14 protein-coding genes, 1 other RNA gene and 1 pseudogene are annotated in these 13,568 nt (G+C 43.9%); 11 read left to right on the top strand and 5 right to left on the bottom strand.

Translation table 11 applies throughout. The features are described from left to right. Positions 1-2: 2 nt before the first annotated feature. Positions 3-404 carry a transcriptional regulator gene (locus tag MHH76_RS18130; RefSeq protein WP_020452987.1) on the bottom strand — a complete coding sequence of 134 codons (402 nt, stop codon included), beginning with the start codon at positions 402-404 and terminating at the stop codon, positions 3-5. A 152-nt stretch (positions 405-556) separates the two neighbouring features. Between MHH76_RS18130 and MHH76_RS18125 the strand changes: the two genes are divergently transcribed. From MHH76_RS18125 to MHH76_RS18090, 8 genes and pseudogenes are all read left to right on the top strand, one after another. Continuing rightward, positions 557-790, top strand: coding sequence for a helix-turn-helix transcriptional regulator (locus tag MHH76_RS18125; protein ID WP_085959538.1), 234 nt, complete (start codon positions 557-559; stop codon positions 788-790). A gap of 28 nt (positions 791-818) precedes the next feature. Beyond that, entirely contained in the window at positions 819-1,100 is a 282-nt protein-coding gene (locus MHH76_RS18120) for an AbrB/MazE/SpoVT family DNA-binding domain-containing protein (RefSeq protein ID WP_020452985.1), read from the top strand. A gap of 163 nt (positions 1,101-1,263) precedes the next feature. Continuing rightward, the gene (gene secG, locus MHH76_RS18115) at positions 1,264-1,494 is read left to right on the top strand and encodes a preprotein translocase subunit SecG (protein ID WP_003185418.1); all 231 of its coding nucleotides are present in this window, start codon (positions 1,264-1,266) and stop codon (positions 1,492-1,494) included. Between the two features lie 140 nt (positions 1,495-1,634). Next, positions 1,635-2,381 (top strand): carboxylesterase, encoded by a 747-nt coding sequence (locus tag MHH76_RS18110; protein WP_020452984.1) that lies wholly within the window; start codon positions 1,635-1,637, stop codon positions 2,379-2,381. 13 nt (positions 2,382-2,394) lie between these two features. Beyond that, the gene (rnr, locus tag MHH76_RS18105; protein ID WP_023856313.1) at positions 2,395-4,692 is read left to right on the top strand and encodes a ribonuclease R; all 2,298 of its coding nucleotides are present in this window, start codon (positions 2,395-2,397) and stop codon (positions 4,690-4,692) included. A 115-nt stretch (positions 4,693-4,807) separates the two neighbouring features. Further along, a complete protein-coding gene (gene smpB, locus MHH76_RS18100) occupies positions 4,808-5,281 on the top strand; it encodes an SsrA-binding protein SmpB (protein ID WP_009329604.1) in 474 nt (157 codons plus the stop codon). A 116-nt stretch (positions 5,282-5,397) separates the two neighbouring features. After that, positions 5,398-5,753: a transfer-messenger RNA gene (ssrA, locus tag MHH76_RS18095) on the top strand. 108 nt (positions 5,754-5,861) lie between these two features. Then, a pseudogene (locus tag MHH76_RS18090) lies at positions 5,862-6,157 on the top strand (peptidoglycan-binding domain-containing protein); the annotation flags it as partial. Positions 6,158-6,185: 28 nt separating this feature from the next. Here the strand turns inward: MHH76_RS18090 and MHH76_RS18085 are convergent. The 4 genes from MHH76_RS18085 to MHH76_RS18070 all read right to left on the bottom strand — a co-directional run bounded on the left by MHH76_RS18085 (position 6,186) and on the right by MHH76_RS18070 (position 9,573). Continuing rightward, positions 6,186-6,470, bottom strand: a complete 285-nt coding sequence (locus tag MHH76_RS18085; RefSeq protein WP_003185302.1) for a hypothetical protein — start codon at positions 6,468-6,470, stop codon at positions 6,186-6,188. A 5-nt stretch (positions 6,471-6,475) separates the two neighbouring features. After that, complete coding sequence (locus tag MHH76_RS18080; protein WP_020452982.1) at positions 6,476-8,194, bottom strand: T7SS effector LXG polymorphic toxin; 1,719 nt, start codon at positions 8,192-8,194, stop codon at positions 6,476-6,478. A 283-nt stretch (positions 8,195-8,477) separates the two neighbouring features. Further along, on the bottom strand, positions 8,478-8,858 hold the full coding sequence (locus tag MHH76_RS18075) for a hypothetical protein (protein ID WP_023856311.1): 381 nt from the start codon (positions 8,856-8,858) through the stop codon (positions 8,478-8,480). 172 nt (positions 8,859-9,030) lie between these two features. Beyond that, positions 9,031-9,573, bottom strand: a complete 543-nt coding sequence (locus MHH76_RS18070) for a YcxB family protein (RefSeq protein ID WP_020452980.1) — start codon at positions 9,571-9,573, stop codon at positions 9,031-9,033. Positions 9,574-9,775: 202 nt separating this feature from the next. Between MHH76_RS18070 and MHH76_RS18065 the strand changes: the two genes are divergently transcribed. The 3 genes from MHH76_RS18065 (at position 9,776) to MHH76_RS18055 (ending at position 13,479) form a co-directional block, all read left to right on the top strand. Beyond that, a complete protein-coding gene (locus tag MHH76_RS18065) occupies positions 9,776-9,937 on the top strand; it encodes a hypothetical protein (protein ID WP_023856310.1) in 162 nt (53 codons plus the stop codon). A gap of 670 nt (positions 9,938-10,607) precedes the next feature. Continuing rightward, positions 10,608-12,155, top strand: coding sequence for a glycoside hydrolase family 43 protein (locus MHH76_RS18060; protein ID WP_020452979.1), 1,548 nt, complete (start codon positions 10,608-10,610; stop codon positions 12,153-12,155). A gap of 61 nt (positions 12,156-12,216) precedes the next feature. Then, complete coding sequence (locus tag MHH76_RS18055; RefSeq protein ID WP_035400315.1) at positions 12,217-13,479, top strand: glucuronoxylanase; 1,263 nt, start codon at positions 12,217-12,219, stop codon at positions 13,477-13,479. Positions 13,480-13,568 lie beyond the last annotated feature (89 nt).

Below are 13,568 nucleotides of genomic sequence, written 5' to 3'. Positions count from 1 at the left end.
ATTCAGTTTTTGTTTCGGCTGCTTGCTTCCTGCACGAGAAAGTCGAAATATTTGTCCAGGTTTTCGATGTCTTTCTTTGAGAGCACCTTCCACTTTTCGCTGTCAAACAGAGAAAGATCCTCTAAATCGTACTGTGAAACGATGTCGTAAATGGAATCGTAGCTGCTTCTTGCTTCCTGGACTGTAGATGCGCTGATATAGCCTGCGGATGCCATCAGTTCCTCATACGGGACTTTCAAAGCATCCGCCAGTTTTCTGATCGTCGCCGGCTTCGGCACGCCGCGCTTTCCGTTTTCAATTCGCGAAATGCCGGCCGAACTGACGCCGGAATACATCGCCAGCTGATTGACGGTCAGTTTTTTCCGTTCCCTTAATTGTCGTAAATGGTATCCAAAGTTCGTCATGGCCAAAACCTCGCAATCTCTTATTATAAAATATTTTAGTACGAATATTGCCTATAGGAAACATATGGATGATAAAAGTATTGACAAAAGTTAACAAATCGTTTATGTTCAATATAGACAAAAAGGAACATAAGAGATTAGAAAGGGGAGTAATCATGGTAAAAAAGATTCATATCAAAAGAGATTTTGTTCTTCAGTATATGATTGAACACAATCTCTCCTTAAATCAGCTTGCCATTGAAATCGGCGTATCCCCGGCGACTCTGAGCAGAGTTTTAAATGGCGAAAGGAGGCCCGGACAGCTTGTGATCGGAAAGATGATTCAGTATTTCAACAAAAAATTTGAAGATCTCTTTTATTATAAAGATGTTGACAAAAGTCAATAAACGAAGGAAAAAAGGAGGCTTTTCAAACGTGAAAAATACAGGAATTGTCCGGAGAATCGATGAGCTCGGCAGAGTCGTTCTCCCGGTCGAAATGCGCAGGGTGCTGAATATCAATGAAAAGGACCCGCTCGAAATATACACCGACGGAGAAAACATCATTTTGACAAAATACGCCGCCAACATGGCATGCTTGATGACCGGCGACATCACCACCAAAAATAAAACGTATGCGGGCGGCAAAATCGTACTCAGCCCAAGGGGAGCAGAAATGCTGCTGGAAGATATGATGGCGGCCTTGTCAGAAAAATGATTACATATTCCGCCTGATAGGGAGCATAGCCGCTCCTTTTTTTGTATACTTTATTCAGGCGCTGGGAAAAAATAAAAAAAGCTGTTCGAAACGCTCGTGACATGCGCTTGCTTTTCATGTAAAATAAAACTATTGTCAGCCAGTTTGTCTGGAGGTGTAGGTTATGGCCGCATTTTTAACGGTCTTATTAGTGATTGTAAGTATCGTACTGATCGTTGTCGTTTTACTGCAATCCGGCAAAAGCGCCGGATTATCAGGCGCAATTTCCGGCGGAGCCGAGCAGCTTTTCGGAAAGCAGAAAGCAAGAGGACTTGATTTGATTCTCCACCGGATGACGGTCGTTTTAACCGTGCTTTTCTTTTTCTTAACGATTGCGCTTGCTTACTTTGTATAAGACAATGAAGCATGAGGTCTGATGTTCAAGTCAGGCCTTTTTCCTATTTGCAGGTCTTTGTATGAAGAGACCGGCCGATTGATAAAGTTTGGTTCAAGACTAAACGTGGAAGAATACATATGAAAAGGAGACAGTGAATCATGAAAATCGTCAAACCACAACCTTTCACATTTAAAGGCGGAAAAAAAGCCGTCCTGCTGCTGCACGGATTTACGGGCAACACGGCGGACGTGAGAATGCTCGGAAGATATTTGAATGAAAAAGGCTACACATGCCATGCGCCCCAATATAAAGGCCACGGCGTGCCTCCGGAAGAACTTCTTTCCACAGGGCCGGAAGACTGGTGGAAAGACGTCATGAACGGGTATGAATATTTGAAATCGGAAGGGTATGAACAAATCGCCGCTTGCGGTCTGTCTCTCGGAGGGGTTTTTTCATTGAAATTGGGTTACACTGTACCCATAAAGGGAATTGTTCCAATGTGCGCGCCGATGTATATCAAAAGCGAAGAGACGATGTACGAGGGTGTGCTTGAGTATGCCCGCAATTATAAGAAATTTGAAGGCAAGGCAGCGGAACAGATTGACGCTGAGATGGAAGAATTCAAAAAAACGCCGATGAACACGTTGAAAGCACTGCAGGATTTGATTGCCGATGTCAGAGAGCATGTGGACATGATCTATTCGCCTACATTTGTCGTGCAGGCGCGCCACGATCATATGATTAATACGGACAGCGCGAACATCATCTACAATGAAGTTGAAACGGATGATAAGCAGCTGAAATGGTATGAAGAATCCGGTCATGCCATCACATTGGATAAAGAACGCGAAGCACTGCACAAGGATGTGTATCAATTTTTAGAAACGCTGGATTGGCAGACATAAGGAGGTCTGGTTAGTGGAAAAAGAAGAATTTATGGATAAGCTTCTCTCCTTTATGAAAGAAGAAGCGTATAAACCTCTTACAGTTCAGGAACTGGAAGAGATGCTGGAAATCACCGATTCGGACGAATACAAAGAGCTTGTCAAAGCTCTTGTAACCCTTGAAGAAAAAGGGCTGGTCGTCAGAACGAGAAGCAACCGCTACGGTTTGCCAGAAAAAATGAATTTGATCAAAGGGAAGGTGTCGGCGCACGCGAAAGGCTTCGCGTTTGTTCTCCCCGAAGATTCCTCGCTTGACGATGTCTTCATTCCGCCGTCTGAGCTGAATACGGCAATGAACGGAGATACCGTGCTTGTCCGCCTGAGTACGGAGTCCGGAGGTACAAAAAAAGAAGGAGCCATCATCCGCATCATTGAGCGCAACGTTCAGAAGATTGTCGGCACGTATACAGAGACGAAAAACTTCGGCTTCGTCATTCCCGACGATAAAAAAATCACGAATGACATCTTTATTCCGAAGCACGCCAAAAACGGCGCCGTCGAGGGGCACAAAGTCGTCGTCCGCCTGACAAGCTATCCTGAAGGCCGGATGAGTGCGGAAGGGGAAGTTATCGAGATTCTCGGCCACAAAAACGACCCCGGCATCGATATCCTTTCCATCATTCATAAACATGGCCTCCCGGGAGACTTTCCGGCTGAGGCGATGGAACAAGCCGGCAATACGCCTGATACAATCGATGAAAAAGATCTTGAAGGCAGACGGGATCTGCGCGATCAAATGATCGTCACGATCGACGGCGCAGATGCCAAAGACTTGGATGATGCCGTTACCGTCACAAAACTCAAAAACGGCCATTATAAACTCGGCGTCCACATTGCCGATGTCAGCCATTATGTCACAGAAGGGTCTCCGATTGACCAGGAAGCATATGAACGCGGCACGAGCGTCTATCTTGTCGACCGGGTGATTCCGATGATCCCGCACAGGCTGTCGAATGGAATCTGCTCTTTAAATCCGAAGGTTGACCGGCTGACTTTGTCGTGCGAAATGCTCATTAATCCTCAAGGGCAAGTCGTCGAACACGAAATTTTTCAAAGTGTCATTAAAACGACCGAGCGGATGACTTATTCTGACGTGAACAAGATTTTAGTCGATGACGATGAAGAGCTGAAGCAGAAATATGAGGCGCTTGTCCCGATGTTCAAAGACATGGAAGACTTGGCTGCGATTCTGCGCGGCAAGCGGATGGAACGCGGTGCCGTCGACTTTGACTTTAAGGAAGCGAAGGTACTCGTCGACGAAGAAGGAAAAGCGAAGGACGTCGTCTTGAGAGAACGGTCGACAGCAGAAAAGCTGATCGAAGAATTTATGCTTGTCGCCAATGAAACGGTCGCCGAGCACTTTCATTGGATGAATGTTCCGTTTATTTACCGGATTCACGAAGATCCGGATCAAGAAAAGCTCCAGAGATTTCTTGAGTTCGTTACGACATTCGGCTATGTCGTCAAAGGGACGGCCGGAAGCATCCATCCGAAAGCGCTGCAAAGCGTGCTTGAAGAAGTCAGGGATCGTCCTGAAGAAGCCGTAATTTCAACGGTTATGCTCAGATCGATGAAGCAGGCGAAATACGATCCGCAAAGCCTCGGACACTTCGGCTTGTCGACTGAATTCTACACCCATTTCACGTCACCGATTCGCCGCTACCCTGACTTGATCGTCCACAGGCTGATCAGGACGTATTTGATTCAGGGCAAGACAGACGAAGCGACAAGGGAGAAATGGGCCGAAAAACTGCCTGAGATCGCCGAGCATACGTCAAATATGGAACGCAATGCCGTAGATGCCGAGCGGGAAACGGATGATCTGAAAAAAACCGAATTTATGCTGGATAAGATCGGTGAAGAATTTGACGGTGTGATCAGTTCCGTTACGAACTTCGGCATGTTTGTCGAGCTGCCGAACACGATCGAAGGGCTTGTCCACGTCAGCTTTATGACAGACGATTTTTACCGTTATGATGAACAGCACTATGCCATGATCGGCGAGCGTACGGGCAACGTCTACCGGATCGGCGATGAGATTACGGTCCGCGTCGTTGACGTCAATAAAGACGAGCGGAACATCGATTTTGAAATCGTCGGCATGAAAGGCTCCCGCCGCCGGCAGAAACCGGAGCCAAAACAGAAAAAGGGTCCTAAAAAGGATGCTCCATCGGCTGACAAAGGGGAATGGTTCACCAAGCCGAAAAAGAAAAAAGTAAAGAAAAAACGCGGTTTTCAAAACGCGCCGAAACAAAAACGCAAGAAAAAATAGACGGCACACGTCAAAAAAAGGGCGGCGAAATTGTAAGGCGAACGTTCATTTGATAGAATAATACGTATTCGCCGCCCTTTTGAATGTGAGATTGAAGGCGGGAGGAGGTTGCCGTATGCCAAAGGGAGAAGGGAAGGTTGTTTCCCAAAATAAAAAAGCAAATCATGATTATTTTATAGAAGAAACATACGAAACAGGCATCGTGCTTCAAGGTACGGAAATCAAGTCCATTCGCGCCGGACGGGTGAATTTAAAGGACGCGTTCGCCAAAATTGAGCGCGGGGAAGTGTTCCTTCACAATATGCACATCAGCCCGTATGAGCAGGGGAACCGCTACAACCATGATCCGTTGCGGACGAGAAAGCTTTTGATGCACCGCAAGCAGATCAACAAATTGATCGGTTTGACGAAAGAGCAGGGATACTCGCTCGTACCGCTCAAGATTTATTTGAAGAACGGTTTTGCGAAAGTGCTGCTCGGACTCGGAAAAGGGAAGAAGAAATTCGACAAACGCGAAGACTTAAAGCGCAAAGACGCCAAACGTGAAATCGAAAGAGCATTCCGCGACAGGCAAAAAGGCTTGATCTAAAGCCGGAACCCATGTTATCCTATATGAACGTGATCACAGACATTACCATTTGGAATTGACGCGTGATCTTGTTATAATAGTGATGCAGCCAGTTATCCGACTTCCTTTTCATCCAAGGGGACGTTACGGATTCGACAGGGACGGATCGAGCTTGAGTTGCGAGCCGAGAGGCGATCTCGTAAAAACGCACCTAAATATAACTGGCAAATCTAACCAGAACTTAGCACTAGCTGCCTAATTAGCGCAGCGAGCTCTTGCCCGCATCGCCTATGTGCCGGTTAAGAGCCCATAACGAAGTAGGCTACGCTTGCGCTCCCGTCTGAGAGCGCAGGAAGAGACTTATCAGACTAGCTTTCCGAGGGCCTGCCCGCAGGCACGAAGATGAGCGAAACTAAATATGCAGGGCTACGCTCGTAGACGCTGAAGCAATCGACGTTTCTGGACGTGGGTTCGACTCCCACCGTCTCCACCATACATATGATGGTGGTTTTTTTGTTTTTGGGGGAGTTTTGATGTTTGTGCAAGAGCCTTTGAAAGGCTTAATGAACATGTATGGCGGGTCATCGGTCCTCATATTGCAGCGGAAAAAAAAAAGCTTTCCTCGAGCGACAAAAAATCATCCTACACGCTGCCTGCGGGCATCTTTAAGATAAAAAGCCCACTCATGAAAGGAACGGCCGTTCGGCGGATTCAAGAGGCTTTAGCTGCCCTCTATTTCTATCCATACAAAGAGGCAAAGAATAACGACATAGAAATGGCTGCTGCGGGCCGAAAACGGCGAACGCGGTCAAACGGTTCCAGCTGATGTACGAGTTGTCTGCGGATGGTATTTACGGACCGAAAACGAAAGCAAAACTTGAATCACTACTGAAGTAATACAAAAAGGCCTCTAATAAGGGCCTTCTTATCTCCATCTCCAATTTATTTCATTATCATTTTCGTAAATCCCTGGAAGGGATATACCAACCTTTTTTTGCTTTTCATCAATAATAAACCAATTTTCATCATCTAACCATTCTTCACTATACTGTTCAATGGCAAAAGGGTCATCCTCGTTTACTACAGCCTTAAAGAAATCTTTGAACTTTTCCATGTTTTCATTAGGAATGATTGTTCCATACATCCAGACACCTTCAACAGTAGCGCCTTTTATTTCACCCAAGCATTCATTTTTATAATATAGAAGCATATTTATCACTCCTTCGGATGTACTTTGATAAATTGTTTTGGAACTTCACCTTTTACAAAGTATTCAGTGTCTCTTTGAGTCCATTTTAAAGCTTTGTTTTTCCAGTATTCAGACTGTCGAGTATCATTTTTGATTAACCTTTCGATTTGTTTAGGAGATAAAATTACAATATCCTTCACTTCACCAGACCTGATGGCTTTACGGAGAGCAGATATGTCGAGTTCTATTGTATTTTCACCGTATCCCTTTGCAACTTTTTGATTTATTGTAAAACTTGTATATGGGCTGTTGGATTTCCCGCCTTTTCTATATCCTCCAAGGACGTGCTCTGTTACAGTAACCTGACGACCTTGGTACATACCAGTTTTGTTGGCAGGTACAAGATTACCGGTTTCAGGGGAAATATGAGACTTGCCTATGCCGTTTGGTCTTTTAGGCTCATAAGGAAAGTCTTCACCTCTGTAAAGATTAGTGGCCCTACCGTTATGTGAGTTTACACTCAGCACTTTTCCGGCTTTCTGCATACCGAAAGGTGCTATCATTGCGATTGCACGATTTAGGCTATCCTGTCGCTGTTCATCCGAAATCTTATTTCCGAGCATATCCCGTCCGGTGATGGTTTCGCTGAAGCCATTAGCCGCGGCCAGTCCATATAGGCCTTTTTCAGAGTTTTTCAGAGCGTGGAAGGTTTTCGGGGTTTTGTAAGCAGCCAGAGCTTTGTCTACAGTTGTGACTGCTTTTTCGGCCTTGTACATGCTGTATACACCTTTGATCCCTTTTGCACCTTTGCCTAACCAGCCGACAACCGGGATATAGCCGGCCGCACCCATCGCTCCGGCGGCGACTCGCTGGCCATCCGTTAATTTCTCGCCTGTGATCGGGTCAATCCCTTCAGCAGCTCTTTTATAATCATAGTACCCGCTGATTTCTCCTAAAAATGTTCCACCAGCATCAAGCGTTTTTAAATACCAAGGCTTGTTTGCTTCTTCTTCTTGTTTTTCCTGCAGTTGCCGGGCTTCGGCTTGTTCGCTTTTGGAGTCGATGTAATTAGTGGCCTGTTTTTCAACTTCCATCGTATTCTTGTAGATTTCACTGGAATGAAACGACTTCAAACTAAAATGCATCGGAGCCGCACTTTTTCCATGGCTTGTTGCTTCCATTAGACCGGAATACTTAGCTAGCACTGTATTGTCAAGAGCTTCTAAATTTGAGTATTCGGTTTTTAACGATTCGTCAAGCTTGTTGACAGCATCGATCGTGTTCTGGCGAGTTTCTTGTGCCTTGCCCATTTTATCAATATAGTCATCTAGCGTCCAATTATCCAAGTCAACAATATCGCTTACGCTGGCGATGATCTTATCCATTTCCAGCTTGAGCCCTGAGACGATTTCCGTTGCTTTCAAATCCGCATTTTTCAGCTCATGATCCAGAAAGGAGACTTCCACATATGAATTGGACAGCTTTTGATCTTTAATATCGCCGGAAACCCCTTTAAAAAAAGCGATCTGTGCATCGACAAGCTTGAGCCAACTATCAACGATCTCGGCCTGTCCTCTAAAGAAGTCTTTGATGTTGTCCGCGCCTTTTCCCTCAAAGTCATCACCTAAATCAGCAACGCCCAGAAACGCTTTTTTCAGTGTTTGCAGTTGTTCTTCAAAGGCTTCATATTCTTTCTTACGTTTGTTCGCTGCTTCAATTAAAGAACTCGCTTCAAAGACTTTCATACGTCAAACCCTTTCAAAAGACTTATTCAGAAAAAAGTTTACCACTTTATAGAAAAGAATGGACAATAAATCCTGTGGTTCACTGAAAATGAATCATAATGAAGAGGAAGGAAGAAGGGTGGAGAAAATTAGGATAAATCGTTCCAATGGTGCGTCAAATACTTGCAACCACTCAGGATCATAATTTTCAAATTCTATAAACTCGAGATTAAAGAACTGTTTTAAAACTTTTTTGACTTTCATCAATCTATTTTATTTTGAATGGTTTCTTGCCGATTGGTCATTAGTTATTATCAAGAAAATCAACTGCTATTCTGTCAACTAATAACTCTACGGGTTTACCTGCCAGATATTTATAATCATTAAAATATCCATTGTCATCATAAATTTTTATTCCTGCATCAATATAATCTTCATGTAGTATTCCGCGTATATAATATCTATAACTATCATCAATTCGTGCTAATTCTTTGATTTCCTTATCTAACTCAAGAAGGTCTGACTGATCTAAAATTGTGAAGCTAATAAAAACAGGATACTCTCTCCCTTCTTCAATGACATAGGGGCAAATAGTTGAAAATCCAGTGAATTCAAATCCGTTTATTTCAAGTGTAACCTCTTCCTCTATATGTGGGTGTAATTTTTTTAGTATTGCATTATTCATTACTATCAACCGCCTTTTATTTATCGACTGGATTCATTATAGGGACATTCTTATTATTAATGGTTTTCTAAAAATAGCATTCTCCTCTGATACATTTGGTTACAATCACTAAAGAATAAAGCTTCCTTTTACGAAATGAAAATGGATATACAAAAAAGAGAAATCCATCTTCTTAAGATTGCAATTTCAATTTTTTGGCCTGCCCATATGTAGTCACAAGCTCTCTGAAAGAATGAAGTTCATTTTCAAATGTGAAAAAGCGTTTCGGTATCAAAATCATCTGGCTGCTTGACGTTTTCATGAGGATGAGGCGTTTATATTCTGTTACTGCTGTCACTTCATACCATTGAAACAACGTATCGAAATTCTTAAATTGAATCTGAATTCCTTGTGGATTGATAGTGTAAGTTCTTTTACGTTTTAGCCGTTCATTTTTCCGATAGACAATTTGCATCCGGATATAAAAAAAACCAATTAAAAGTGAGGTTAATATTATTGAAAGTACAATCATGAGAAGTCCATTCAACAACAATTCGAGTGTTTCACTATGATAAACGGTAATCGGCATCTTCCCATCGACGGAAAACACCCAGACCAACAATAGAAAAATAAGAATAAAATAAAGGAATGCGTATTTTTTAAGCCAATAAAAAAAGAAGTATCTCATATCCTGTAATGTATATTCTCCCTCAAGAAAGACACTGTGTTGGATCATAAGTTTACTGCACCTCAAACCTGTTTTCCTTTAATTTTAGCATAAAGTTTCATTTATTTTCAGAAATTGGCTTTTCTTTGGAATCGGTATAGCAGAGGCACCGTGTAATCGACTTAGGGATCGCTAAAAAAGGATCAGAGGGTATTATGTCGAACTTTGATTGTATATACATTCGAAGGAGCTGACCAAAAGGAGGTCTACCATGCTCATCATTGAATCGCTAATAGGATACGTTTGTTTCTTTACTGTTAATGCCATTTATGATACATACATCAAAAAAGCCAAGACTCCGTTAGGACACTTGGCTTTGATTTCGCTTGTTCAGACTGCGATTGCTTTAAGTCTTTTCTTTATTTTCTCCTGATTATAAGAGGTTGCCGCTTTCCTCAGCGGCACTCAGCTTTTCGATCATTCCTCCGGATTCAGCTCGCTTGTCAAGTCGCCGCCCGTTCCTTAAAAAATCCAAAACATGATGATTTATAATATCTCCGCTTTTCCGTCTTCGGGGAAGCTGTAATGCTCCGCTGATTCAACTTAAACTCTTTTTCTTTCCGCGATTAAGAATCACCTCTAGGCAACGTACGGATGTCTATAAAACAACCCTATTTTCTTTTAGAAAAATGAAATTAGTTCATAAGAATCAATTTTAGATTATGAAAAAGAAATGATAAAAGACACTTAATATGCTTAAAAAATTATGGTAAGTTTTTGAAGGCGCTAAATGTAAAAGTTTGTATGATCAACGCTTATGCAAAACGGTTATTAAATATGAACTACAGGAGGGGATGCGGAGAAAGAAGAGCAAAGCGCCGGCAGATAAATCACCGGTCAGGTTATTGCGGTTGGCCAAGATTCTGAACGCGTTCTTCCGGAAGAGGGCTAGGCCCGGCTTCGCGAAGGAATAGAGCTATGAAAGAAGCTGCTTCAAGATTAGAAATCGCCCCAAAGCCGGATCGCACTTTTCAAAGACAGGGGCTTCTGCCGGAAAAATCGGCAACTCGCCTGATTTTATAGATAAAAGGAGGATGTTGGTTATGAAAATGAAGTGCGGTGCATGTTTATTGGTTCTTGTGCTATTCATGAGCTGTATACCTGGGAAATCTGTACTTGCTGCCAGCACAACCATTGCAAAACATGTAGGGAATTCTAACCCGCTTATAGACCATCATTTAGGAGCGGATCCCTTTGCGCTGACCTATAACGGAAGAGTCTACATCTATATGTCCAGTGACGATTATGAATATAACAGCAACGGAACGATTAAGGATAATTCATTTGCCAATTTGAACAAAGTGTTCGTCATCTCTTCAGCGGATATGGTGAACTGGACAGATCACGGAGCCATTCCGGTGGCAGGTGCCAACGGGGCTAATGGCGGCCGGGGGATTGCGAAATGGGCAGGCGCGTCCTGGGCCCCGTCAGTCGCAGTTAAAAAGATAAATGGTAAGGATAAATTCTTCCTTTACTTTGCAAACGGCGGCGGAGGTATCGGGGTCCTCACCGCAGACAGCCCGACCGGGCCGTGGACAGATCCGATTGGAAAAGCGTTGGTTACAATAAGTACACCGGGAATGTCCGGCGTTGTTTGGCTATTTGATCCGGCAGTGTTCGTAGATGACGATGGCACCGGTTATCTGTATGCCGGTGGAGGCATCCCCGGCGGTTCAAATCCAACGCAGGAGCAATGGGCAAATCCTAAAACAGCACGAGTCATAAAATTGGGGAACGATATGACCAGCGTTGTTGGAAGCGCGTCTGTGATTGATGCGCCTTTCATGTTTGAAGACTCGGGAATTCATAAACATAACGGAAAATATTACTATTCCTATTGCATCAATTTCAGCGGTGTGCACCCGGCCAATATACCACCGGGTGAAATCGGCTACATGACCAGCTCAAGTCCCATGGGGCCCTTTACGTATAGAGGGCATTTCCTGAAAAATCCGGGTGCATTCTTCGGGGCTGGCGGAAACAACCATCATGCTGTTTTCAATTTTAAAAACGAGTGGTATGTGGTGTACCATGCTCAAACTGTCAGTTTCGCTTTGTTCGGAGCCGGCAAAGGATACCGTTCTCCCCATATCAATAAGCTGGTCCATCTTGCAAACGGGTCCATTCAAGAGGTGGCGGCAAATTACAGGGGAGTGTCTCAGCTTGCCAATTTGAATCCGTATAACCGGGTAGAAGCTGAAACGTTTGCCTGGAATGGACGCATTTTGACGGAGAAATCCTCAGCACCCGGCGGACCGGAAAATAATCAAAACGTAACAAGCATTCATAACGGAGACTGGATTGCTGTAGGAAATGCTGACTTCGGCACGCGCGGAGCGAGGACATTTAAAGCCAATGTCGCTTCCACTGCAGGCGGTAAAATTGAAGTCCGTCTCGACAGTGTAACAGGTAAGCTTGTGGGAACTCTGAATGTACCTTCCACAGGCGGAGCGCAGACTTGGAGAGAAATAGAAACCACTGTGAGCGGCGCAACCGGTGTTCACAACGTCTATTTTGTATTTACCGGAAACAGTTCAGGCAACTTGTTTAATTTTGATTACTGGCAGTTTACACAAAATGAGCACCGGTAACAGCAAAAAGGTGGTCTCAGAAGGGTTTTCATATACCAAAACAATGAGAGGATGAAAGCATATGAAAAAATTAATTTGTGTATTGTTGGCATATGTAACGATGCTGTCGCTCATGTTAACCGGGCCTGCCGCTTCTGAAGTTTCAGCAGCCAGTGACGCAACAGTTCGTCTATCTGCAGAAAAACAAGTGATTCGCGGTTTTGGAGGGATGAATCACCCGGCTTGGATCGGGGATCTTACAGCAGCTCAAAGAGAAACCGCCTTTGGCAATGGACAGAATCAGTTAGGCTTTTCAATTTTAAGAATTCATGTTGATGAAAATAGAAACAATTGGTACAGAGAAGTGGAGACGGCAAAGAGTGCGATCAAACACGGAGCAATCGTTTTTGCTTCTCCCTGGAATCCGCCAAGCGATATGGTTGAGACTTTCAATCGGAATGGAGACACATCAGCTAAACGGCTGAGATACGATAAGTACGCCGCATACGCGAAGCATCTTAACGACTTTGTTACCTTCATGAAAAATAATGGCGTGAATCTGTATGCGATTTCCGTCCAAAACGAGCCTGATTACGCACACGACTGGACGTGGTGGACACCGCAAGAAATACTTCGCTTTATGAAAGAGAACGCCGGCTCGATTAATGCCCGTGTCATCGCGCCTGAGTCGTTTCAATACTTAAAAAATATATCGGATCCGATTTTGAATGATCCGAAGGCGCTTGCCAATATGGATATTCTTGGCGCTCATCTTTATGGTACACAGCTTAACAATTTCGCTTATCCACTGTTCAAACAAAAAGGAGCAGGAAAAGATCTTTGGATGACGGAAGTATATTATCCGAACAGTGACAATAATTCTGCGGACCGCTGGCCTGAGGCATTGGATGTTTCGCACCATATTCACAATTCGATGGTAGAGGGAGATTTTCAGGCTTATGTATGGTGGTACATCCGCAGATCATACGGTCCTATGAAAGAAGACGGTACGATCAGCAAGCGCGGTTACAATATGGCTCATTTCTCGAAGTTTGTCCGTCCCGGTTATGTCAGGGTTGATGCGACAAAGAGCCCCGCTTCAAACGTTTACGTATCTGCCTATAAAGGTGACAACAAAGTCGTTATAGTTGCCATTAATAAAAACAACTCAGGGGTTAACCAAAACTTCGTTCTGCAGAATGGATCTGTTTCTCAAGTATCCAGATGGATCACGAGCAGCAGCAGCAACCTTCAACCTGGAACGAATCTCAATGTAACAGACAATCATTTTTGGGCGCATCTTCCGGCTCAGAGTGTGACAACATTTGTCGCTAACCTCCGCTAATATTAACGACGCCGCGCATGAAGCGGAGTTACAAGCCGCACACTTCCGATATGCCGGGCTTAGCGGCCATTTAGTGAAAAGGCATACGA

This window comes from Bacillus sp. FSL L8-0193 (genome assembly GCF_037976065.1).
Taxonomy (GTDB): domain Bacteria; phylum Bacillota; class Bacilli; order Bacillales; family Bacillaceae; genus Bacillus; species Bacillus paralicheniformis.
The sequence above is the reverse complement of the archived record's forward strand: the minus strand, read 5'-3'. Positions and strand labels throughout refer to the sequence as shown.